Origin of the sequence: Nonomuraea sp. NPDC050383, from assembly GCF_044459125.1 — a bacterium.
Taxonomy (GTDB): domain Bacteria; phylum Actinomycetota; class Actinomycetes; order Streptosporangiales; family Streptosporangiaceae; genus Nonomuraea.
The window spans coordinates 60,941-83,545 of record NZ_JBITIP010000002.1; the positions used below are offsets into that span (position 1 = coordinate 60,941).

21 protein-coding genes are annotated in these 22,605 nt (G+C 71.9%); 11 read left to right on the top strand and 10 right to left on the bottom strand.

What is annotated here, in order from left to right; all coding sequences use genetic code 11:
* The first annotated feature begins 37 nt into the window (after positions 1 to 37).
* Positions 38 to 823: an IclR family transcriptional regulator gene (locus ACIBG4_RS05045; RefSeq protein WP_397200739.1), complete on the top strand. Its 786-nt coding sequence runs from the start codon at positions 38 to 40 to the stop codon at positions 821 to 823.
* Between the two features lie 57 nt (positions 824 to 880).
* Here the strand turns inward: ACIBG4_RS05045 and ACIBG4_RS05050 are convergent, their stop codons facing one another.
* On the bottom strand, positions 881 to 1,225 hold the full coding sequence (locus tag ACIBG4_RS05050; protein ID WP_310711626.1) for a hypothetical protein: 345 nt from the start codon (positions 1,223 to 1,225) through the stop codon (positions 881 to 883).
* A 141-nt stretch (positions 1,226 to 1,366) separates the two neighbouring features.
* Between ACIBG4_RS05050 and ACIBG4_RS05055 the strand changes: the two genes are divergently transcribed.
* Positions 1,367 to 1,951, top strand: coding sequence for a DUF1707 and DUF4870 domain-containing protein (locus ACIBG4_RS05055; protein WP_397200740.1), 585 nt, complete (start codon positions 1,367 to 1,369; stop codon positions 1,949 to 1,951).
* A gap of 49 nt (positions 1,952 to 2,000) precedes the next feature.
* On the opposite strand, the gene ACIBG4_RS05060 is transcribed toward ACIBG4_RS05055, so the two are convergent.
* The 3 genes from ACIBG4_RS05060 to ACIBG4_RS05070 all read right to left on the bottom strand — a co-directional run bounded on the left by ACIBG4_RS05060 (position 2,001) and on the right by ACIBG4_RS05070 (position 5,041).
* A complete protein-coding gene (locus tag ACIBG4_RS05060) occupies positions 2,001 to 2,708 on the bottom strand; it encodes a septal ring lytic transglycosylase RlpA family protein (RefSeq protein ID WP_397200741.1) in 708 nt (235 codons plus the stop codon).
* Positions 2,709 to 3,026: 318 nt separating this feature from the next.
* Entirely contained in the window at positions 3,027 to 4,550 is a 1,524-nt protein-coding gene (locus tag ACIBG4_RS05065; protein ID WP_397200742.1) for an ATP-dependent DNA ligase, read from the bottom strand.
* Between the two features lie 116 nt (positions 4,551 to 4,666).
* Complete coding sequence (locus ACIBG4_RS05070) at positions 4,667 to 5,041, bottom strand: FKBP-type peptidyl-prolyl cis-trans isomerase (protein WP_310711622.1); 375 nt, start codon at positions 5,039 to 5,041, stop codon at positions 4,667 to 4,669.
* 92 nt (positions 5,042 to 5,133) lie between these two features.
* On the opposite strand from ACIBG4_RS05070, the gene ACIBG4_RS05075 reads away from it, so the two are divergent.
* Positions 5,134 to 5,922, top strand: a complete 789-nt coding sequence (locus ACIBG4_RS05075) for an SDR family NAD(P)-dependent oxidoreductase (protein ID WP_397200743.1) — start codon at positions 5,134 to 5,136, stop codon at positions 5,920 to 5,922.
* Between the two features lie 112 nt (positions 5,923 to 6,034).
* Here the strand turns inward: ACIBG4_RS05075 and ACIBG4_RS05080 are convergent, their stop codons facing one another.
* From ACIBG4_RS05080 to ACIBG4_RS05090, 3 genes are all read right to left on the bottom strand, one after another.
* Positions 6,035 to 7,030, bottom strand: a complete 996-nt coding sequence (locus ACIBG4_RS05080) for an MBL fold metallo-hydrolase (protein ID WP_397200744.1) — start codon at positions 7,028 to 7,030, stop codon at positions 6,035 to 6,037.
* A gap of 66 nt (positions 7,031 to 7,096) precedes the next feature.
* Positions 7,097 to 7,693, bottom strand: coding sequence for a hypothetical protein (locus ACIBG4_RS05085; RefSeq protein ID WP_310711618.1), 597 nt, complete (start codon positions 7,691 to 7,693; stop codon positions 7,097 to 7,099).
* Positions 7,693 to 8,937 carry a M24 family metallopeptidase gene (locus ACIBG4_RS05090; protein WP_397200745.1) on the bottom strand — a complete coding sequence of 415 codons (1,245 nt, stop codon included), beginning with the start codon at positions 8,935 to 8,937 and terminating at the stop codon, positions 7,693 to 7,695. Before ACIBG4_RS05090 ends, ACIBG4_RS05085 begins: the two co-directional genes overlap by 1 nt.
* Positions 8,938 to 9,033: 96 nt before the next feature.
* Between ACIBG4_RS05090 and ACIBG4_RS05095 the strand changes: the two genes are divergently transcribed.
* Positions 9,034 to 11,787 (top strand): ATP-binding protein, encoded by a 2,754-nt coding sequence (locus ACIBG4_RS05095; protein ID WP_397200746.1) that lies wholly within the window; start codon positions 9,034 to 9,036, stop codon positions 11,785 to 11,787.
* Between the two features lie 97 nt (positions 11,788 to 11,884).
* Here the strand turns inward: ACIBG4_RS05095 and ACIBG4_RS05100 are convergent, their stop codons facing one another.
* On the bottom strand, positions 11,885 to 13,324 hold the full coding sequence (locus tag ACIBG4_RS05100) for a GuaB1 family IMP dehydrogenase-related protein (protein WP_397200747.1): 1,440 nt from the start codon (positions 13,322 to 13,324) through the stop codon (positions 11,885 to 11,887).
* 98 nt (positions 13,325 to 13,422) lie between these two features.
* On the opposite strand from ACIBG4_RS05100, the gene ACIBG4_RS05105 reads away from it, so the two are divergent.
* Positions 13,423 to 13,875 (top strand): GyrI-like domain-containing protein, encoded by a 453-nt coding sequence (locus ACIBG4_RS05105; protein ID WP_310711613.1) that lies wholly within the window; start codon positions 13,423 to 13,425, stop codon positions 13,873 to 13,875.
* A gap of 14 nt (positions 13,876 to 13,889) precedes the next feature.
* On the opposite strand, the gene ACIBG4_RS05110 is transcribed toward ACIBG4_RS05105, so the two are convergent.
* Positions 13,890 to 15,020, bottom strand: coding sequence for a CaiB/BaiF CoA-transferase family protein (locus tag ACIBG4_RS05110; RefSeq protein WP_310711612.1), 1,131 nt, complete (start codon positions 15,018 to 15,020; stop codon positions 13,890 to 13,892).
* A gap of 161 nt (positions 15,021 to 15,181) precedes the next feature.
* On the opposite strand from ACIBG4_RS05110, the gene ACIBG4_RS05115 reads away from it, so the two are divergent.
* From ACIBG4_RS05115 to ACIBG4_RS05135, 5 genes are all read left to right on the top strand, one after another.
* Positions 15,182 to 16,732, top strand: coding sequence for a serine/threonine-protein kinase (locus ACIBG4_RS05115; RefSeq protein WP_397200748.1), 1,551 nt, complete (start codon positions 15,182 to 15,184; stop codon positions 16,730 to 16,732).
* A complete protein-coding gene (locus ACIBG4_RS05120; protein WP_397200749.1) occupies positions 16,729 to 17,700 on the top strand; it encodes an NAD(P)-dependent oxidoreductase in 972 nt (323 codons plus the stop codon). Before ACIBG4_RS05115 ends, ACIBG4_RS05120 begins: the two co-directional genes overlap by 4 nt.
* A gap of 144 nt (positions 17,701 to 17,844) precedes the next feature.
* Positions 17,845 to 19,194 (top strand): FAD-binding oxidoreductase, encoded by a 1,350-nt coding sequence (locus tag ACIBG4_RS05125; protein WP_397200750.1) that lies wholly within the window; start codon positions 17,845 to 17,847, stop codon positions 19,192 to 19,194.
* Positions 19,195 to 19,197: 3 nt separating this feature from the next.
* Positions 19,198 to 20,457, top strand: a complete 1,260-nt coding sequence (locus ACIBG4_RS05130; RefSeq protein WP_397200751.1) for a class I SAM-dependent methyltransferase — start codon at positions 19,198 to 19,200, stop codon at positions 20,455 to 20,457.
* 76 nt (positions 20,458 to 20,533) lie between these two features.
* Complete coding sequence (locus ACIBG4_RS05135) at positions 20,534 to 20,974, top strand: group II truncated hemoglobin (RefSeq protein ID WP_397200752.1); 441 nt, start codon at positions 20,534 to 20,536, stop codon at positions 20,972 to 20,974.
* 151 nt (positions 20,975 to 21,125) lie between these two features.
* On the opposite strand, the gene ACIBG4_RS05140 is transcribed toward ACIBG4_RS05135, so the two are convergent.
* Positions 21,126 to 21,512 carry an ACT domain-containing protein gene (locus ACIBG4_RS05140; RefSeq protein WP_397200753.1) on the bottom strand — a complete coding sequence of 129 codons (387 nt, stop codon included), beginning with the start codon at positions 21,510 to 21,512 and terminating at the stop codon, positions 21,126 to 21,128.
* Between the two features lie 90 nt (positions 21,513 to 21,602).
* Here ACIBG4_RS05140 and ACIBG4_RS05145 point away from each other — a divergent pair, with 90 nt between their 5' ends.
* Positions 21,603 to 22,556, top strand: coding sequence for a teichoic acid biosynthesis protein C (locus tag ACIBG4_RS05145; protein WP_397200754.1), 954 nt, complete (start codon positions 21,603 to 21,605; stop codon positions 22,554 to 22,556).
* Positions 22,557 to 22,605: the final 49 nt, after the last annotated feature.

The window sequence follows — 22,605 nt, forward strand, 5'->3', positions numbered from 1 at the left end:
TCCTGGCTCTCCCTACTCGGAAACCGGAGTTTCCCGCATGGCAGCAGATGGCGGCGTCCAGGCCGTCCGCAGGGCGATCGGCATGCTCGACTGCTTCGGCGGAGGGGACATCTCCCTCAGCCTGTCCGACCTGTCACGCAGGATGGAGCTGCCGACCTCCACCGCCCACCGCCTGGCCAGAACCCTCACCGGCGCGGGCTTCCTGGAGCAGGAGGCGCGGACCGGCCGTTACCGTCTCGGTCCGTCGATCATCGAGCTGGGGCAGCTCTCCTTCCACCGGCGCGGGCTGCACCGGATCACGCCCGAGCTCGCCGAGCTGGCCCGCGTCACGTCCGCGACCGTGGACCTCGCCGTGCGCAACGACAGGTACGCGGTCATCCTGAGCGGCGGCTCGCTCGATCCCGACAGCGGCGCCGGCCTGCGCCGGCCGCTGCACTCCACGGCGCTGGGCAAGGTGCTGCTCGCCTGGGCCCCGGAGCGGAAGGTGGACCTGGAGGCGCTCGGCCCGCTGCCGGCCCTGACCGACCGGACGATCGTGGACCACGTCGAGCTGCGCGCCGAGCTGGACAGGGTCCGTGAGGCCGGGTACGCCCTGAACGACGGGGAGTCCTACGACGGGGTCCGGACGATCGCGGTGCCGGTGCTCGACCGGCTCAGCCATGTGCGGTACGCGCTCGCGGTGCGCTCCACGCCGCAGGTGATGAGCGACGCGCGGATCGGCTGGTTCGTCACGCACGCGCGGGCCTGCGCCAGGGCACTGGAGGTCCTCCTGCTTCCGCCCGGCGAGCGAAGGCCGCGCACCGCGGACCGCTTTTCAGTATGAGAAGCACTAAACACGTCATTTACGACAAAAGGCGCAAAAACGGTAGGTGCGAAAAGGTCAGACCCCGTCCTGCTCGCGACGGCGACGCTCGTTGTACGCCCTCATCCGCGCCGGATAGCCGGTGAGCTGGACGTCGTACACCGGGAGGGCGAGATCACGGGCCACCTTGTGGATCACCCCAGGAGAGCCGACCCGGCGCCGGGTCCACTCGCCGTCGTCGGCCACCGCGACGGCCGTCGTGTCGGTGGCGAACGTCTCGGGCTCCACGTAGAACTCGACGCCCCGCCGCGACCTGGCGAAGGCGATGAGCGCCTCGATGTCGGCGTCCGTCGCCTCGCGGTCGAATTTCGCGATCCGGGAACCGCGCAGCCGCCGGATGCCATAGCGGTCTCGCCATCTCATGGATCCTTTTTATACCGTCGAAGCGACCGGCGCGTCGGGGCTGATCTAGGGGATGCCTCCGGGATTTTCCTGATGGTCAGCAAATCCCGCATGAAGCAGTATGGGCAGTGACAGCTCGACCGAAGGAGAGGCATGGTTGCCATGGCTGGGGTCCCCACACCCCCGGGCCCGGGGCAGGTGCCGCAGGCACACCTGCGCGTCACCCACCAGGACCGTGAACACGTCGTCGAGCACGTCAAGACGGCCTACGCGGAGGGGCGGTTCGACAAGTTCGAGTTCGACGACCGCCTGGAGCGGGCGATGACCGCGCGCACGCACGGCGACCTGATGCCCATCATGACCGAGCTGTACGGCACGCAGGCCATCCCCGCGCTGGTGCCGCCGCCCGCGCCGATGCGCCGGGAGGGGCCCGCCGACGGCGCCGAACGGTTCGGCGCCTCGGCCGCCCACCTGCTCGCGCTGGTCGGCTTCCCCGTCGTCGGGCCGCTCATCCTCATGCTCACGGCCGGCAAGACGTCCCCGTACATCCGCCGCCACGCGGTGGAGGCGCTGAACTTCCAGCTCACGCTGGTGGGGGCGACGATCCTGCTCCCGCTCACGTTCGTCGGCATCGTGCTCGTACCGGTGATCTGGGTGGTGGCGTTCGTGCTCTCGATCGTCGGCGGCATCTCGGCCCTGTCGGAGAACGCGTTCCGCTACCCGCTGACGCTGCGCATGGTGAAGTAGCCCGCTCGTCCGGGGCGGTTGGGGGGTGCGGGGGCGGGTGATCCCGGTGTCAGCGCGCCAGGACCTCGTAGCTGACGCGCATCACGCCCGCTCCGGTGCTGCCGATGGCGGCGAAGGCGGCGCGGGACAGGTCGAGGCAGCGGCCGCCCACGTACGGGCCGCGGTCGTTGATGCGGACCGTGACCGAGTCGCCGTTGCGGGGATTGATGACCCGGACGCGGCTGCCCAGGGGGAGCGTCTTGTGGGCCGCGGTCATCGCCGACGGGTTGAACCGCTCGCCGCTGGCCGTCATCTGGCCCTCGTCGTAGTAGGAGGCGCCGCACGTACCCCTCGACAGGACCTTGCTCTTCGTCTTGCTCTTGGTGCTCTTGGTGCTCTTGGCCTTGACGGTCTTGGTTCTGACGGTCTTGACCTTGGCCGCGGCGACCGGGGCGGCGGCCGGCTTCGGCCTGGCGGGAGCCGGGGGCTTGGCCGCGGCGGTGGGGGAAGAGGCCGGGACGGACGGTGCCGTGGCGGCCGGGGTGGGAGCCGGCGAGCTGGGAGCGGCTGTGGTGGCCGCTGCCGTGGCGGGGGAGGGGTTCGAGGCGAGCGCCGCGGCGGTGGGCGGCTCGTCGTCGGAGACGGCGGCCCAGGCGGTGGTGGACGCGGCTGCCAGGAGGGCTGCGCCGGCGGCCACGGTGGTCCAGCGGCGTTTTCCGGGGGCCGCGAGGCGGCTGAGGGGGCGGTCGTGGAACGGCTTCTGCGAATGCTGGCCCAAGGTAAACCACAGTCCTAGCTAGGGGACAGGACAGGGAAAGGCCAGACGGGGGAGGATGAAGGGGACGCACGTCGGCCGATCCCGCGGGCGGGGCGGCGAGCCCCGGCGGCGTGGACGAACATATGCGACCGCGGGCAGGTAAAGACAAGTTAATGTGATGCTGAGTGATATATCCCACTCTGTAATAAAGATCGCAAAATGGCGCTCTTTGGTGTGATGATCGGCGCGTATTCGCAGTTAGACCGATATTTGATCATTTGAGGCGTTGATGGTTTCTTGTCGCCTCTTGATCAAGCGGCTGGTGACGGCCGCGGCGTGTCACAGCATGAGCGAGCGGACCGTCTCCACCGTGTCGGCGTCCTGGGCCCGCTTGTCGGGGCGGTAGCGCAGCACACGGGCGAAGCGCAGGGCCATGCCGCCCGGGTAGCGGGGCGAGCGCTGCACCCCGTCGAAGGCGATCTCCACCACCAGCTCGGGCCGCAACGTCACCGTCCAGTCGTCGGTCGGCCCCTCCGCCAGCTCCAGGAACCGCTCCGTCTGCCAGGCCAGCAGCTCGTCGGTCAGCCCCTTGAACGTCTTGCCGAGCATCACGAACCCGCCCTCCGGGTCGCGGGCCCCCAGGTGCAGGTTGGACAGCTTGCCCTGGCGCCGCCCGTGCCCCCACTCGGCGGCCAGGACGACGAGGTCGAGCGTGTGCCGCGGCTTCACCTTCACCCACCCCGCGCCCCGGCGGCCCGCGGCGTACGGGGAGGTGAGCGACTTGACGACCAGGCCCTCGTGCCCGGCCCTGACCACGTCGGCGAAGAACCGCTCCGCCTCGGCCGCGTCGTCCGTGACCAGGCGGGGCGTGAGCAGCGCCGGCGGGACCGTGCCGCTCAGCGCCTCCTGCCTGCGCTCGTACGGCAGGTCGAGCAGGTCCTCGCCGCCGACCCGCAGCGCGTCGAAGAAGAACACGCTCAGCGGCGTCCGCTCGGCCAGCCGCGCCACGTCGAGCTTGCTCGTGGCCCGGCTCGCGGTCACCTGGAACGGGTGCGGCCGCCCGTCGGGGCGCAGCGCGATCACCTCGCCGTCGAGCACCACGTCGTCCACCGGGAGGCCCAGCACGGCCTCGACCAGCTCCGGAACCTGCGGGGTGATGTCGTCGAGCGTGCGGGTGAACACCTTGACGTCCGAGCCCGACCGGTGCGCCTGCACGCGTATGCCGTCGAGCTTCCACTCCAGCGCGGCGGGCGCGCCCGCCTTGGCCAGGGCGGCGGCGACGTTGGGCGCGCTGCCGGCCAGCATGGGCGACACCGCGCGCCCCACCTCCAGCCGGAACTCCCGCAGCGTCTCGGTCCCGCCCGACAGCGCGGCCGCCCCCACGGCGGGCAGCGAGCCGCGCAGCGTCAGCGCCCGCCGCACGTCGGCCGAGGGCGCGCCGGACGCCTTGGCGACCGCCTCGATCATCACGCCGTCGAGGGCCCCCTGCCGCAGCTCACCGCTGAGCAGCCGCAGCATGAACGCCTGCTCCTGGCTCGTCAGCCCCGCGAACAGCTCGTCGACCAGCGCCTTGCGGGCGGACTGCGAGCCCTGCCCGGACACGCTCTTGATCGCGCTCAGCCGCGTGTCGACGCCGGCCAGTGTGGCCGTGGCGGCGAGCTTGGGCTGCGGCAGGTCCTGAAGGGTGCGCCAGCCGACACCGATCTGGCGTTGGGGCAGCTCACCGGACAGGTAGGAGATCGCGATCTCCGCCTCGCCGGGGCCCACCCTGCCGAGCAGCTCGGCCAGGTGGCCGATCTTGCCCAGGCGCGCCGATGTCCGCGTCACCGCCTCCGAGACCCGCACCACGTCGATCAGTAGCACATCGCCTATGGTGCCCCACGACACCGACATTTCCCCACCTCGGGGTGCATCGATTCAGTCGCGAAGCGGGGCGGCCGGGCCCTGGGAGACCCGGCCGGCCCGCCTGCCCGCGACGGCTAGCGCACGCCCAGGAGATCCACCACGAAGATGAGCGTCTCTCCCGGCTTGATACGGCTGCCGGCGCCGCTGTTCCCGTAACCGAGGTGCGGCGGGATGACGAGCTTGCGCCGTCCGCCCACCTTCATGCCCGCGACCCCGCGGTCCCAGCCGGCGATGACCCGGCCGCCGCCCAGCGGGAACTCGAACGCCTGGCCGCGGTTCCACGACGCGTCGAACTCCTCACCGGTCGAGAAGGCGACGCCCACGTAGTGGACGCTGACGTTCTGGCCGGGCTTGGCCTCGGGGCCGTCCCCCTCGACGATGTCGACGATCTCCAGGTCGGCGGGCGGCTCGCCCTCCGGGAAGTCGATTTCCGGCTTCTCGAGTGCCACGAAGTGCTCCTGTTGACGATGGCTGATGCTGGTGTTGACCTTGTGAACGGACAACCCGACGACTCTATGTGCTCGGGATATCGTCGACGTCCATGGCCGCCCTTTCACCCGACGGGATCCTGCTCACCGGGCGCGTCGCCGTGGTGACCGGCGCGGCGCGCGGGCTGGGCCGCGCGATCGCCGAGGCGTTCGCGGCGTTCGGCGCGGAGGTGGCGGTGTGCGACCGCGTCACGCCGCCCGGCGGCGACCTCGCGATGACGCTGGACGTGCGCGACCCGGTGTCCGCCGAGGTGTTCGCCGGCGCCGTACGTGAGCGGTGGGGGAGGGTGGACATCCTGGTCAACAACGCGGGCGGCACGTTCCACGCCCCGTTCACCGGCACGTCCGAGCGCGGCGAGCGCACCCTCATCGAGGAGAACTTCACCCAGGTCACCGCCATGATCCGGCGGTTGCTGCCGATGATGGGCGAGGGGGCGTCGATCATCAACGTGACGTCCAGCGAGGCGCACCAGGCGGCGCCGGGATTCGCGATCTACGCGGCGATGAAGGCGGCGGTGGAGAGCCTGACCAGGTCGCTCGCCCTGGAGCTGGCGCCCCGGGGCGTCCGCGTCAACGCCATCGCGCCCGACGCCCTGCCCACGGAGGGCGAGCTGGCCATGCGCGAGACCGTCCGCACCGGCCGGCCCGGCGAGCCGGCCCGCCCCGGCACGCCGCCGTTCGAGCCCGTACGGCTGCCGCCCCTCGGCCGCCTGGGGGAGCCCGCCGACGCGGCGGCGGCCGCGGTGTTCCTGGCCGGCGACCTGTCCCGCTTCGTCACCGGCACGACGCTCCACGTGGACGGCGGCATCCACGCCGCCGGCGGCTGGCGCCGCATCGGCTGAGCCGTGGCCTGATGTCCGGTCCGCGCCCTCCGCCCGGCTGTCTCCGCCCGGCTGTGGGCCGCTCGCTGCCCGCTTACGTCCTGATGCCTGTGGGCCTGGGACGGCCGAGCGCTCACCGGCTCTCGTAGAGGCGGTAGGTGGCCAGGATGTTGAGGCGGTGCAGGTCGCGGCAGAGGGCGAGCATGCCCTGCTGTGCGGCCTCTCGCGGCAGCGGGTAGCGGGCGAGTGCGGCTGACAGCCCGGGGTCGAGGGCTTCGGCCCAGGGGTCGGTGCAGGCCGCGAGGGTCTCCTCCAGGCTGTGACCCGCCTCCACATTCGCCTGGACCTCGTCGTGCAGCCGCTCCAGGTAGCCGATGAGGGCGTCCACCGCCGCCGGCCCGTCGCCCATCGGGCCGTGGCCGGGGACGATGGTCTCCAGCTCGGGCAGAGCCTCGCGCATCCTGCGCAGCGAGCCCAGGTACGGCTCGGGGCCTCCCTGGAGCAGCATGTGCGCCGTGCCGGCATGGCAGAGGAAGTTGCCGGTCCAGGCGGTGCGGGCGTCGGGCACATACACGATGGTGTCGCCGGGGCCGTTGCCCGGTCCGAAGTGATGGAGCTGGACGACGCGTCCGCCCAGGTCGATCTCGGCGTAGGAGTCGAAGGTCAGATCCGGCCTGCGCCAGAAGGTGATCTCGTCAAGCAGAGCGGCGTCGCCGTACATGTTGGCCGACCGGGTCCGCTTCTCGTAGGCCAGGTCAGTCATGTTCGCCCGGTTGGCCCTGGACGAGACGATCACGACCTCGTCGGGGAATGCGGCGTTGCCGAAGGTGTGGTCGCCGTGATAAGTCGTGTTGACCAGGTAGCGAAGCGGCCGGTCGCTGAGGCCGGCGACGGCGGTCTGGATCCTGGCCGACACGTCGGCGGTGATCCCGGCGTCGATCACCAGTGCGCTGTCCCGCCCCGCGACCACCCCGTTGTTGTCCTTCGGGGGCACGTTGGCCATGAGCGCCCATACCCCCTGCGTGAGCTCGTACGGCTCCAGCTCCAGACCCACCGGTGACAGGTTCGGGCCGCCGTAGCCCTGGGGCCGCTCGGCGATCTCGCGCTCAGGAATGTGTGAGATGGACATCGTGGTCACCTTTCATCGACTGAACTGTCTCTTGAGTGAACGATCGACTGGCTGCGCGGCGGCTGATCACATGGAGGCGGCTACCGGCCGGGCGTCAGGAGCGGAGACCGCCTGCGGACGCGAGGCCGTCCAGAGCCGGTACACCAGGATCGGGCCGATGATCCAGTAGCCGAGCGAGGTGACGATGCCGGGAAAGGCGAGATCACCCGAGACCAGGTCGTAGATCGGGTGACCGATCGCATTGCCCATCGCCCCCATGATCGCGAAGAACCAGGCGATGAGCAGCGGCACCCGCCAGCCGCGGTAGATCGCGAGCGCACCCATGGCGAAGGCCGCGTACGAGATCATGTTGATCCAGACGAACAGGGGGAGTGACATGGCCTGCGCGCCGAAGACCTCGGTCGGCCAGCGCTCGTTGAACCCGTTCATGAACTCCTCTCCGAAGTGCAGGAACTGCCAGGCGAGCCCGATGAGGTAGATCGGCAGCACCCGGGAGGCGTCGGGCAGCCGGCGGTTGGTGGTGGCGAGGTGGCAGCCGTAGGCGATCACCATGGCCGGGATGAAGGTCAGCCACAGGGCCGCCCCGGGTGACAGGTAGGCGAACAACGCGATCAGGGTGACGGCCATGACGCCGGCGGCGGCAGTGGATCGGTGGCGTGTCATCAGTTGCTCCTCATGAGGTGAGTGGTGATGGTGTTGAGCTCGATCGGTGCGTCCTCGCCGACCACGACGGTGCCGCCGAGGCCGGCCAGGCGACGGCCGTAGGCGCAGGTGGGCGCCAGGACGAAGGTCATCCCGCGGCTGAGGGGCAGGTCGGAGCCGATGGTGGGCTGCTCGGCGAGCAGCCCGTAGCGCGCGGTCTCCGGCAGCAGGCCGAGCCTGGCGCCGGATCCGCATACCGGCCCGCACGGATTGACGGCGTGGACGAGCGAGTGCGCGTACCAGCCGCCCGTTTCCTGGAGTGGCTGCTTCATCGCGGCCACGACCTGGCCGAACGTGTGCCCCGCACGCAGGACCGCCAGCCCCGCCTCATAGGAGGCGCGGGCCGTCTTCGCCGCCGACTCCAGCTCGGGATGAATGTCTCCGACGGCGATGGCCACCCGTTGCCGGGTCTCGCGCATGCCGTATGAGCAGGAGATCTCGGCCAGGACCAGGTCGCCGTCCTCGATCAGGCGCGGCGCCTGCGGCCGGTACGACCACGCGGGCGGGCCGCACGAGACGAACTCCTTGCCCGATGCGATCGACATGCCCGGCGCCCCGGCGCCCCGGCGCATTGATTCGGCCATGCCCGCCGCGTACACCGACGCCTCGCTCACGCCAGGCCGTACCGCCCGCAGCATGGCCTCCGCCATCGCCTCGCCCATGGCGGCCGCGTGGCCGATCACCGCGAGCTCCTCGGCCGACTGGACCAGCGCGCGCGTCACGAATCCCGCGTCCACGGACTTGAAGGTGAGCTGGGGGAGCCGCTGGAGCACCGACGCCCACAACGTGTACGGCATGAGCGGATCGGCGTGGAAGGGCGGCCAGGGCTCCAGACCGAGCACGCCGACCGCCGACCTGGTGAGCCCGTGCGCGTGCAGCACCTCGGCCACACCCTCCGCGTGCTTGGCGACGAGCATGTTCTCCGGTCTGATCCACACCGCGTCGCCGCACGCGCTCGCCTCGAGGTGGTCGCCGATGTGCGCAGGGGAGCGGACCAGCGCGAGGGGCTCGTCGGCGCGCGGAAAGACGACGATCGCGCCGGGACGGTCGTTGGTGAAGAACACATCGGGCGCCCACTCCCCCGGCCCGCTGTTGTCCCGCCCGCCGCAGACGACGAGCGCGTCGACGTTCTCGGCATCCATGAGCTCGCGGGCGAGGTCCCAGCGCCGGTCCCGTTCCGCCAGGGAGTAGAGGGGAAGATCCATGCCGATGACGCTAGAGCTACGCCATCTGCCCGGAATCTGACACATGACCGGTCATCCCGACGGCGGGATACGTAACGGCATCAATAGGATCGTCCCGTGTTGTACGGGCGCGCCGCCGAGATCGAACAGATAGACCGTTTGCTGGCAGAGGCCCGGGACGGCCGAAGCGGCGTCCTGGTGCTCCGTGGCGTGGCGGGAATCGGTAAGTCCGCGCTCCTCGATCACGCGGCGCGGGAGGCATCCGCCATGGGTATGCGGACGTTGCGCGGCGTGGGCATCGAGAGCGAGACCGAGCTGGTGTTCGCCGCGCTTCACCTGCTGCTGCGTTCCGGGCTCGACCGCCTCGACCGGCTCCCGGCTCCGCAGGCGGACGCGCTCAGGGGAGCCTTCGGGCTGGCCCCTTCCAGCGCGGCCGACCGCTTCCTCATCGGTCTCGGCGCCCTGACCCTGCTGTCCGAGCTCGCCGGCGACGGGCCTCTGCTGTGCCTGGTCGACGACGCCCAGTGGCTGGATCGGTCCTCGGCCGACGCGCTCGTCTTCGCCGCGAGGCGGCTGGAGGCGGAAGGGGTGGCGCTGATCCTGGCGGTGCGGGACGGCAGCCACGGATTCCGGCCGTCCGGGCTGCCCGAGACCCGGCTCGGCGGCCTCGGCCCGGAGGCTGCGGCCGCCCTGCTGGGCGAGGCCGCCGGTACGCTGGCGCCGCACGTCAGGGACCGCATCCTCGCCGAGAGCGAGGGAAACCCGCTCGCGCTCATCGAGTTGCCCGCGGCGCTCACGCTCGACCAGCGGGCCGGACACGTCGCCCCGCTGGCCTACCATCTGGGCCCCCTACCGCTCACCGGCCGGATGCAGGAGGCATTCCAGACGCAGATCCACGCCCTGCCGGAGCCTGCCCAGACCCTGCTGCTCGTGGCCGCCGCGGAGAGCACCGGCGACCTCGCCGTCATCCTCGGGGCCGCGCAGCGGATGGGTGTCGCCCCCGACGCCGTCGAGCCGGGGGAGCGCGCCGGGCTCATCCGTGTCGACGAGGGTCTCGCCTTCCGGCACCCGTTGATCAGGGCGGCCGCCTACCAGGGAGCGCCCTTCACCAGACGCCTGGCCGCGCATCGGGCCCTGGCCGCCGCCATCGGCGAGGCCGGCGACGCGCGAGCCTGGCACCTCGCCGCCGCCTGCACCGAACCCGACGAAGGTGTCGCCGTCGAGCTGGAGCACGCGGCAGAACAGGCCAGGCGCAGAAGCGGCCACGCCGCCACGGCCGCGGCCTACCGGCGCGCGGCGCAGCTCACACCCGACCCGCGGCACCGGGTACGCCGGCTGATCAGCGCCGCCGAGGCGGCGATGGACGCCGGTCAGCTCCTTCAGTCCCGCGCGCTGGCCGACCGCGCCGCCAGGCTCACCGATGATCCGCGCGAGCGCGCCAGGCTCGCAGGGGTACGCGCGGCCGTCGAATTCGAGCAGGGCTCACCGCGCGTCGCGCACGGCATCCTCACGGCCGCCGCCGCGCCCATCGCGGACGCGGACCCGACCATGGCCGCGTCCATGCTGCTCGAAGCCGTACGCGATGCCTGGTTCGCCGGCGCGCCCGAACTGGCGCGCCAGGCCGTCGATCGTGTCAACGGCCTGGCCCTGCCATCGGGGCATCCCCTCCATCCGGTCATCTCCGGGATGACCGGGCTGGCTGCCCTGCTGGCGGGCGACGCCGCCCGCGGGCTGGTCCGCATCCACGCGGCACTCGCCGACGCCAGGCGGTTCCCGCCTGCGGGACCCGGGGAGCGGCTCATCATCGCGTCGATGGCCTTCATGGTGGGCGACGACGAGACGTCCATGGATCTGGCCGCCCGCCTGGTCGACGACTGCCGGGCGCAGGCGATGATCGGCCGGCTGCCGCACGCGCTGCAGAATCTGGCCAGCAGCCAGCTGTATCTCGGCCGGTTCCGGGACGCGCAGGCGTCGGCCGCCGAAGCCGTGCGCATCGCCGAGGACACAGGGCAGCATCATCGGGTCGATCACCTCCAGGGCGTACTCGCCTGGCTCGCCGCTGTCTCCGGCGACGATCTGACCTGCGAGCAGCTCACGCGCCGCGTCCGTGCTCACGCCACCGACCACGGCAACGTGTCGAGCCTCGCCTGGGCGGTCTGGGCGGAGGGCCTGCTCGCCCTCGGGCAGGGCAGGACTCAGGCAGCATGGGAGCTGTTGGAGGCGGGCATCACCGGCGTGGTCCGCCACCAGCTCACACCCACCCTCTTCGTGCCGGACCTGGTGGAAGCGGCGGTCCGGTGCGAGCAGGCCGAACGGGCCCGGGCGCCGCTCGCCAGGTTCGAGGAATGGGCCACCGCCACCAGGCAGCCCTGGGCACGCGCGGTCGCTCTGCGCTGCAGGGCGCTGACCGCCGTGGGGGAAGAGGAGACGGAAAGCCGCTACGCGGAGGCCATCAGCCTGCACCTGAACGGAGGACGGCCGTTCGAGGAAGCTCGCACCAGACTCCTGTTCGGCGAATGGCTGCGCAGAGGCCGGCGCAAGGCCGACGCCAGGATCCATCTCAGGCAGGCGCTGGAAACATTCGAACGCGCCGGCGCCGGCCCCTGGGCGACCCGTGCCCGCGCCGAGCTGCGTGCCACGGGAGAGGCGGTCAGCGACGTGCGGGCGACGGGCCCGGCCGGCCTGCTGACTCCGCAGGAGCTGCAGATCGTACGGCTGGCCGCGCGGGGCGCCACGAATCGCGACATCGGCGCGCAGCTCTTCCTGAGCCCGCGCACTGTGGGCTACCACCTGCACAAGGCATTTCCCAAGCTCGGCGTCGCCTCCAGAACCCAGCTCGGTCAGTTCGACCTCGGCGACCGAGACTGCTGATCGCTCGACGGATCTCTCCGGCCCCGCGATGGCGGGATCGGGTCCGTGACCGCGACACTGGTCGCGGGCCTCGGCGCGGAGCCGAGGCCCGCGGAGATCACCAGCTCTGGTGCAGCGGCATGCCCTCCGCGTAGCCGGACGAGCCCTGGATGCCCACCACGGCCCGCTCGTGGAACTCCTCCAGCGTCGTGGCCCCCGCGTACGTGCACGCGGACCGCAGCCCCGCCACGATCGCGTCCACCTGGTCCTCCACGCTCGGCCGGCGCGGGTCCAAGTACATGCGCGAGGTGGAGATGCCCTCCTCGAACAGCGCCTTCCTGGCCCGGTCGAACGGGCTGTCCTCGGCCGTGCGCAGCCGCACGGCGCGGGCGGAGGCCATGCCGAAGTTCTCCTTGTACTTGCGCCCGTCGGCGTCGGTGCGCGTGTCCCCGGGCGACTCGTACGTGCCGGCGAACCACGAGCCGATCATCACGTTGGCCGCGCCGGCGGCCAGGGCGAGGGCCACGTCGCGCGGGTGGCGCACGCCGCCGTCGGCCCACACGTGGCGGCCGAGCCGGCGCGCCTCGGTGGAGCATTCGAGCACCGCCGAGAACTGCGGCCGGCCGACGCCGGTCATCATCCGGGTCGTGCACATGGCGCCCGGCCCGACGCCCACCTTGAGGATGTCGGCCCCGGCCTCGACGAGGTCGCGCACGCCCTCGGCCGTCACGACGTTGCCGGCGGCCACGGGCACGCCCGGGTCGAGCGCCCGCACGGCCCGCAGCGCGGAGATCATCTTGTCCTGGTGGCCGTGGGCGGTGTCCACGACCAGGCAGTCGATCCCGGCCTCCATCAGCTCCTTGGCCCTGGCGGCGACGTCGCCGTTGACACCTACGGCGGCGGCCACGCGCAGCCGGCCGGAGGCGTCGAGCGCGGGCTTGTAGAGCGTGGCGCGCAGGGCGCCCGTGCGGGTCAGGATGCCGCGGAGCCGGCCGTCGCCGTCCACGATGGGGGCCAGCCGGTGGCGGCCCTCGTGCAGCCGCTCGAACGCGGCGCGCGGCTCCAGCCCGGCGGGCAGCGTCAGCAGCTCGCTCGACATCACCTGCGAGAGCTGCGTGTACATGTCGACGCCCTGGCAGTCGGCGTCGGTGACCACGCCGACCGGGCGGTTGTCCCAGTCGACGACGACGACCGCGCCGTGCGCCCGCTTGGGCAGCAGTTGCAGCGCCTCCCCGACGGTGTCGTGCGGGGTGAGCGTGAGCGGCGTGTCGTGCACGAGGTCGCGTTTTTTCACCCAGTCGACGACGTCCGCGACGACGTCGATGGGGATGTCCTGCGGGATCACCGCGACGCCGCCGCGGCGCGCGATGGTCTCGGCCATTCGGCGGCCCGCGACGGCGGTCATGTTGGCGACGACGATCGGAATGGTCGTGCCCGTGCCGTCGGAGGTCGACAGGTCGACCCCGAGCCGGGATCCGACCGATGAGCGCGACGGAACCATGAACACGTCGCTGTAGGTGAGGTCGTGGTGCGGCTCGATGCCGTTGAGAAATCTCACGTTCGTCCATCTTATGCGGTGACAGGGCCTTCCAGGGGTTTTCCCCGTTCGCGGGGGCTTATGATCGGCCCGGACACCCGAGGGGGAGGAGGGTCCCAGTGGAGATAACGGACCGCGACGAGCTGATCGTCGTCGGCTTCGCCATCCGCACCACGAACGCCGACGAGATGGACCCGGCGAGGGCGAGCCTGCCCGCGCTGTGGAGGCGGGCCGGCGCGCCGGGGGCGTTCGCGCACGTGCCCGGACGGATCGACGAGAACCTGTACGCCGTGCTCACCGACTACGAGAGCGATCACAACGGGGCCTACACGCAGATCGTGGGCACCGGGGTCCGCACGGTGGTGCGGCTGCCCGAGGGCATGGTCGCGGTGCGCGTGCCGGCGGCGAAGTCGCTGCGCTTCGAGGCGCGCGGGCCGATGCCGCAGGCGATCGTGGAGGCGTGGCAGCGGGTGTGGGCGCACACCGACTCGGGGGCGGCCCCGGCCCGGGCGTTCACGACGGACCTGGAGGTCCACCACCCGGAGGGGGCCGACCTCTACATCTCGATCTAGCCAAGCGCCGGGGGTCAGGCCAGGACGCCCTGGGCGCGCAGCTTGGCGGCGGTCTCGGCCGGGATGCCCCACGACGACAGGTCCTCCAGCCGGGTCGCCGGCGACAGGTCCGGCTCCGGCGCGCCGAGCAGGCGGGGCGCGGGCACGGGCTGGACGACCCCGTTGGCCTCGGTGAACGTGCCGCGTGCCACGTTGTGGGGGTGCCCGGCCGCCTCCGCCATCGACAGCACCGGCGACACGCAGGCGTCCGACCCCGCGAAGACGGCCTCCCACTCCGCCCGCGTCCGCCTGCGGAACTCCGCGGCCAGCCGGGCCCTGAGCGCCGGCCACTGGGCCCGGTCGCCGCGGTCCGGCAGGTCCGGGGCACCGGCGAGGCCCATGCGGGTCAGCAGCTCCTCCCAGAACTTGGACTCCAGGGCCCCCACCGCGAGATGGCCTCCGTCGGCCGTCTCGTACGTGTCGTACATGGGGGCGCCGGTGTCGATCAGGTTGGTGCCGCGCGGCCCCCAGGAGCCGCTCTGCGCGGCGTTGTAGAACATCGCGAACAGCAGCGCCGCCCCGTCCACCATGGCGGCGTCGATCACCCGACCCTTGCCGGTGCGCTGCCGCTCGACCAGGGCGAGCAGGATGCCGTAGGCGAGCATGAGGCCCCCGCCCGCGAAGTCCCCGAGGATGTTGACCGGCGGCGTCGGCGGCTGGTCCGCGCGGCCGAGCTGCGACAGCACGCCGGCGATGGCGATGTAGTCGATGTCGTGCCCGGCGGTCGCGGCCAGGGGGCCGTCCTGGCCCCAGCCGGTCATCCGGCCGTAGACGAGCCGCTCGTTGACGGCGTGCAGGTCGGCGGGGCCGATGCCGAGCCGCTCCGCGACGCCGGGCCGGAACACCTCGATGACCGCGTCCGCGCCCCGGGCCAGCTCCTTGAGCGCGGCCACGCCCTCGGGCGACTTGAGGTCCAGCCCGATCGTGCGCTTGCCGCGGTCCATGACGTCGGCGCGCGGGAGGTCCGAGACGGCGGCCACCCGGTCGATCCGCAGCACCTCGGCGCCGTGGTCGGCGAGCATCATGCCGGCGAACGGCCCGGGGGCGAGCCCGGCGAGCTCCAGCACGCGCACACCCGCGAGCGGTCCCTGACGGCCTTCGGACATGGGACTCTCCTCCATGGGCGCGGCCGCGCCCGACGTCTGCGGAACACCCCAGTAGAACAACATTCGGCGAGCTGTCGCAAGCCACCTTTGCGACCTTCCGACGAAGCAAGGTCAGGTATGGGAAACTTGCCCACTGATCGGGTGGTCTACAGGGGTAGGACATGGTTTCGGAAAGCACGCCGCTGATCGCCAGGCGTTACCAGTTACTCCGCGAGCTGGGCCGCGGCGGCATGGGAGTCGTCTGGGAGGGTCGCGACACGCTGCTCAACCGGCAGATCGCGATCAAGGAAGTGCTGCTGCCCGACGGGCTGTCGCGCGCCGACCAGGAGCGTCAGCTCCTCAGGACGGCCCGGGAGGCCCGGACCGCGGCGCGGCTCAACCACCCGTCGGTCGTCGCGGTCTACGACGTCGTCGAGGAGGACGGCCGCCCCTGGATCATCATGGAGCTGGTCCGCCATCCCTCGGTCGAGCAGGTCGTCGCCACCACGGGCGCGCTGCCCATCCGGCAGGCGGCCGACGTGGGCCGGCAGGTGCTGTCCGCCCTGCGCGCCGCGCACGAGGCCGGGATCCTGCACCGCGACGTCAAGCCGAGCAACATCCTGCTCGCCGACGACGGCCGCGCCGTGCTCACCGACTTCGGCATCGCCACGGCCGAGGGCGACTCCTCGCTGACCAGCACCGGCATGGTCACCGGGTCACCGAGCTTCCTCGCGCCGGAGCGGGTGCGCGCCGCCGAGGCCGGGCCGCCCTCCGACCTGTGGTCGCTCGGCGCGACGCTGTACGCCACGCTCGTGGGCCGCTCGCCGTTCGAGCGGGGCGAGCCGATGGCCACGCTCAACGCCCTGCTCAACGAGGAGCCCGACTACCGCCGCATCCCGCCGGCGATGCACCCGGTCCTCAAGGGCCTGCTGCGCAAGGAGCCGCACGAGCGGATGGGCGCCGAGGAGGCCGACCGGCTGCTCGCCGAGGTCGTCAACCTGCGTCCCGCCGGGGCGGACATGGACGTCCCGGACGAGGCCGTGCCCCGCCGCTCCAGCCGCACGCTGCTGGCCGCGGCCGCCGCCGCGGTGCTGGTCCTCGCGGGCGGCACGGTCGCCTACCTGAACCTCGTACCCCCCGCCGAGGGCACCTCCAACATCGCCCAGCGCGCCGCCACCAGCCCCCTGCCGAGCGCGACCGCCACCGCGACCGCGTCCACACCCACCCCGACCGCCACCCCCAGCGCCACGCCGACGCCGTCCCCCACCCGCACCGCGCCCGTCACGCGGGCCTGGACCTCGCCCGAGGGCTGGTCGATCGCCCGCCCGGTCGGCTGGAGGGGCGCGCGCAAGGAGGCCCTCACCGAGTGGACCCGCCGCGACGGGGCCGCGCACCTCGCCGTCGAGACCGTCTACGTCCAGCGCGACGCCGGCCAGCTCATCCAGGACGCCGAGGAGATACTCCGGCAGAGCGCACCGGACGTGCGGGCCGCCGGCCGCCGGGCCGTCCTGCACCACGGCGTCAGGGCCGTCGAGTCGCAGTTCGTCTACACGGCGGGCCCCACGTCCGACATGCCGTGGGCCCGGGAGGGCGTGCGGTACCGGGAGCTGCGGCGGGCGGTCACCGCCGGCGACACCACCTACATCCTGTCGTGGACGACCGCCGAGGCCCAGTGGGCCCGCAACGCCGGGCTGATGCGGCAGGTGATCGGCAGCTTTACCGTGGGGGCATGACGCCCTGGAACCTCCTCGCCCTGCCCCCGCTCCCCGAGGACGCGCTGCGCGGCCTGATGGCCCCGCTGCGCGGGCGGGTGGAGCTGCGGGTGCCCGCCTCCCGTGACCGCGCGGCGCTGCTGGCCGCCCTGCCGGAGGCCGAGATCGTGGTCGGCGACTGGACGGCGGAGCTGGCGCTCGACGCGGAGGCGGTCGCGGCGGCGCCCCGGCTGGCGTTCGTGCAGCAGCCGTCCGTCGGGGTCGACGGACACGACGCGGCCGCGCTGGCCGCCGCGGGCGTCCCCCTGGCCAACACCGCGGGCGTCAGCGCCGTGGCCGTCGCCGAATGGTGCGTCGCCGCCGCGCTCGCCCTGGTGCGGCGGCTGGCCGAGGCCGACGCCGCCGTCCGCGCGGGCGGCTGGCCCCAGCAGTCGCTCCAGCCGGGCGAGCTGGGCGGCAGGCGGGTCGGCATCGTGGGGTTCGGCCCGATCGGGGCGGCCTGCGCCCGGCTGTTCCGGGCCTTCGGCTGCGAGGTGTCGTACTGGACGCGCACGCCCCGCGACGAGCCCGGCCACGTGGACCTGCGGACGCTGGTGGCCGGCTCCGACGTGCTCGTCGTGGTCATCGCGCTCGCCGACGAGACGCGCGGCCTCGTTGACGCCCGCCGTATGAAGCCCGGCGCCCTGCTGGTCAACGCGGCCCGCGGCGGCGTCGTCGACCAGGACGCGCTGGCCGGGGCGCTGCGCGACGGGCACCTCGGCGGTGCGGCCCTCGACGTGTTCGAGACCGAGCCGCTGCCCGCCGGCGACCCGCTGCGCGAGCTGCCCGGGGTCCTGCTGTCGCCGCACGTCGCCGGCGTCACCCCGGGGTCCACCGGCCGCCTGCTGGAGGCCGTCCTCGCCAACCTCACGGCCGCCCTCGACGGCCGTCCGGTGACGAACGTGCTGAACGGTGTTTCCCCGACGATCAGTAGGAAGCTCGGTCATTAGCCCCGAATATCGGCGATTCACCTGGTGCGATGAACAGTTTTCGAGTCTTTAACGACCCCGGTCTGTTCGAGATCCGAGGCGAGAGATACTTTCTTACGGACGATCTCTACCAGCTCAAAGGGGGTGCTTGAGGTGACGACGACGATGTCGACACACCGACGGGCAGTAGAGCAGATCCAGCGGTCCTACGCGGAGATCCCCGGCGGTGCGGCGCCCCGGCTGGCCAAGGCCACGTCCAACCTCTTCAGGTTCCGCGACTCGGAGAAGACGGCCAAGCTGTCCGCGCGCGACCTGGACGAGGTCATCAGCGTCGATCCGGAGACGATGACGGCCGAGGTCCAGGGCATGACCACGTACGAGCACCTGGTCGACGCCACGCTCCCGCACGGCCTCATGCCGTACGTCGTGCCGCAGCTCAAGACCATCACGCTCGGCGGCGCGGTCACCGGCCTCGGCATCGAGTCCACCAGCTTCCGCGACGGGCTGCCGCACGAGTCGGTGGAGGAGCTGGAGATCCTCACCGGCGACGGGCGCGTCGTCGTGGCCCGCGACGACAACGAGCACCGCGACCTGTTCCGCTCCTTCCCGAACTCCTACGGCACGCTCGGCTACGCGCTGCGCATCAAGATCAGGCTCAAGCCGGTCCAGCCGTACGTCCGCCTCACGCACGTGCCGTTCACCGACGCGGACAAGTGCATGCTCGCCATGCAGGAGATCTGCGAGAGCATGGAGCACGAGGGGGAGCCGGTCGACTTCGTCGACGGCGTGTTCTTCACCCCGCAGGAGATGTACATCACACTCGGCCGCTTCGCCGAGCGCGCCCCGTACGTCTCCGACTACACCGGGATGCGCATCTACTACCAGTCGATCCGCAACCGCCAGCGTGACTGGCTGACGATCCGCGACTACCTGTGGCGCTGGGACACCGACTGGTTCTGGTGCTCGCGCGCCTTCGGCGTGCAGCAGCCCGTCGTGCGCTCGCTCATGCCGCGCCGCTGGATGCGCTCCGACGTCTACCGCAGGCTCGTCGCGCTCGACCGCCGGTACGGCGTGACCGCGCGGATCGACCGCTGGGCCGGCCGGCCCGTGCAGGAGTCGGTCATCCAGGACGTCGAGGTGCCGGCCGAGCGGGGCGCCGAGTTCCTCGACTTCTTCTACGACCAGGTCGGCATGACGCCGGTCTGGATGTGCCCCTTGCGGGCCTCGTCCCGCTGGCCCCTCTACCCCCTGGAGCCGGGCCGGCTGTACGTGAACTTCGGGTTCTGGGGGATGGTTCCGCTGCCGCGGGGACGGTTCGACGGCTACTACAACAGGCTCATCGAGAGCTCCGTGCACGACCTCGACGGGCACAAGTCGCTCTATTCGACGTCCTTCTACGCTCGCGAGCAGTTCTGGGAGTTGTACAACGGCAGCGCGTACTGGCCGGTCAAACGGGAATACGACCGGGACGGGCGCCTGCTGGACCTGTACGACAAGTGTGTGCGGGGAAGGTGAGAGATGGCTCTGGCAAGCATCTTCGAGAAGATCGTCGGCTCCGAGGCGAAGATCGCCTTCCGGGCGTACGACGGGAGCAAGGCGGGGCCGGACGGGGCCGACCTCTGCCTGGAGGTCAAGTCCCCGATCGCGGTGGCCTACCTCGCGCAGGCGCCGGGCGAGCTGGGCCTGGCCAGGGCCTACGTGTCGGGGCACCTGGACCTCCACGGCGACATGTACACCCTGCTCGATCGCATGTGGAACATCACGACCAACGACCTGACCACGCCCGAGAAGATCGCCGCGGTCCGGGCGCTGGGCGTCAAGCCGTTGCTCATGCGGGTGCCGCCGCCTCCGCAGGAGATGCGGCAGAGCAGGCTGGCCCGGCTGGGCTCGCGTCACGCCAAGCAGCGCGACGCCGAGGCCATCCACCACCACTACGACGTCTCCAACCGCTTCTACGAGTGGGTGCTGGGCCCGTCCATGGCCTACACCTGCGCCGTGTTCCCCAGCGACTCCTCCTCCCTTGAGGAGGCGCAGTACGCCAAGTTCGACCTGGTGGCGCGCAAGCTCGGCCTCCAGCCGGGCATGCGGCTGCTCGACGTCGGCTGCGGCTGGGGCGGCATGGTCATGCACGCCGCCAAGCACTACGGGGTCAAGGCCCTCGGTGTGACGCTCAGCAAGCAGCAGGCCGAGTGGGCGCAGCGGGCCATCGCCGAGGCGGGGCTGCAGGACCTGTGCGAGGTCCGTCACATGGACTACCGCGACGTCAGCGAGAGCGGCTTCGACGCGGTCAGCTCCATCGGCCTGACCGAGCACATCGGCAAGGACAACGTCCCGGCCTACTTCGAGTTCCTGTACGGCAAGCTCAAGCCGGGCGGCCGGCTGCTCAACCACTGCATCACCCGGCCGACGGGCGCGGAGAAGACCTTCAACAAGGGCGGCTTCATCAACCGCTACGTCTTCCCCGACGGCGAGCTGGAGTCGGTCGGCTGGCTGATCCGGCAGATGGAGGACCTCGGCTTCGAGATCCGCCACGAGGAGAACCTGCGCGAGCACTACGCCAAGACGCTGCGCCACTGGTGCGACAACCTCGACGCCAACTGGGCCGACGCGGTCGAGGAGGTCGGCATGGGCACCGCCCGGGTGTGGGCGCTGTACATGGCGGGCTGCATCGTCGGCTTCGAGCGCAACAAGGTCCAGCTCCACCAGGTGCTGGGAGTCAAGCTGGACAAGGACGGCCGCTCCGGCTTGCCGCTGCGCCCGGCCCGCGACTGGCCGTGATCCGCGGTGAAAGGGCGCGAGGCGGCTTCGCCTCGCGCCCCTTCACGCGTCCGCGGGCATTTGTAATGCTGTAACCATGGTCTCCTTGTACGAGCACGCCGGCGGGCACGAGGCCCTCCACCGCTTCGTCGACCTCTTCTATGGCAGCGTCCTGAAGGACCCGCTGCTCCAGCCGCTCTTCGGCGCCGGCCGCCCGCACCACGTCGCGCACCTGACGGCCTTCACGGCCGAGACGTTCGGCGGCCCCGACGTCTTCACCCGCGAGATGGGCGGCTTTCCCACCCTCATCGAGGCCCACCGGGGCCTGCGCATCCGCGAGGAGCAGCGGCAGCGCTTCGTCGACCTGTTCATGGCGGCGGCCGACGACGCCGGGCTGCCGGACGACGCGCCGTTCCGCCAGGCGCTGCGGGAGCACGTCGAGTTCGGCACCCAGGTGGCCTACCAGAACTCCCACGCCGAGACCGACGACCAGCTCCACCCGCTGCGCGAGGTGCCCCACTGGGACTGGCCCTCCTAAGCACCGCCTACGACGAGCACCGCCTACGACGAGCACCGCCTACGACGAGCACCGCCTACGACGAGCACCGCCTACGACGAGCACCGCCTACGACGAGCACCGCCCACGACGAGCACTGCCTACGACGAGCGCTGCCTCCGGGGAGTGCGGCCTACGACCGCAGGTGCCGGGTGTCCACGCGGTGCCCCGCGCCTTCGAGGGCGGCCACCGCCTCCCCTACCCTCGGCTCCGGCACGAGGACGAGGTCGGCGTGGAAGGTCGAGGCGACGAAGACGGGGATCGCCGCCTCGGCCAGCGGCCCCACGACCGCCGCCAGCATGCCGGGGACGTCGAGGTCGTGGGCGCTCGCGGCGCCGTACAGGCCGATCCAGCGCTCGCCCGAGCCCGACGGCCAGGTCTCGCGGACAACGGTCAGCCCCTCGGGGGCGCGGACCAGCGCGATCCACTCGTCGTCCTCGGGGAAGGTCGCGTGCGGCAGGTGCTCCACGGCGAACGCGGACGGGACGACGCTGAGGCGCTGGGCGGTGGGTGACGACATGGCACGTGTCTACCACGGCGAGATCACCCGCTAGGGTGTTGGACTCCTGTCGATCGCTGCGGAGGACCTTTGTCCGAGATGTCGTCATTCATGACCAGGAGAGGGCTGCTCGTGGGCGGCGCCGGGGCCGCCGTCACCGCGCTGCTGAGCGGCAGGGCCGCCGAGGCCACCGCGGGGGCCGCGGGGGCCGCGGGCCGGTTCGACGTGGCGGCGCCCGCCACGAGCCTGATCTGGAAGAAGGCGCTGTACGACGAGACGGTCCTGCAGTCGTTCGCCTTCGACAACGCCCACGGCCACATCTACGCGGTGCAGGTCAAGAACGGGGCCGGCAGTTCGGCGGCCGGCCACCTCTGCCTGACCAGGCTCAGCCTCGGCGGCGCGGTGCTCGGGCACATGTACCTCATGGGTTTCGGCCACGGCGTGCAGATCGGCGTGGAGCCGTCGGGCGGATCGGCCTACCTGTGGACCGAGACCGGCGCGGTCGCCGACGGTGCCAACGCCTGGGGCAACCGGCTCGCCAGATTCGCCTTCGCCTCCGGCCGGACGATCACCCCGACGTCCGCCGGCGTGACGCGGTACGCGCCCGTCACCGGCGCGACCAACACCACCTGCGCCATCGACCCCTCCACCGGCCGGCTCGTCATGCGTTACCGGAAGAACGGCGGCTTCCGCTACGCCGTCTTCCCGCTCCAGGCGGTCAAGTCCGGCTCGCGGACCCCCGTGCACGACATCGCCCAGCCGGCCGGCCTCGGCACCTTCCAGGGGTACGCGGCCCACGGCGACTACCTCTACCTGCTGGACGGCGACGCCTACGGCCCGGCCAACCCGGCTCCGGGCAACACCTACGTCACCTGCGTCGACCTGCGTACCGGCCGCACGGTGCAGCGGGCTCTGACCCAGGCCGGCAAGTCGCTGGACTACCGTGAGCCGGAGGGCATGGCGATCCAGATCGCCTCGGGCCGGCCCAGGCTCTGCCTCGGCCTGGCCTCGGGCGCCGCCGGGGCCAGGAAGGCGAGCATCTTCTACAAGACCGCCCTGGTGTGAGGAGCGGCTGGGTGAGGGCCGGCTGTGTGAGGAGCGGCTGGGTGAGGGG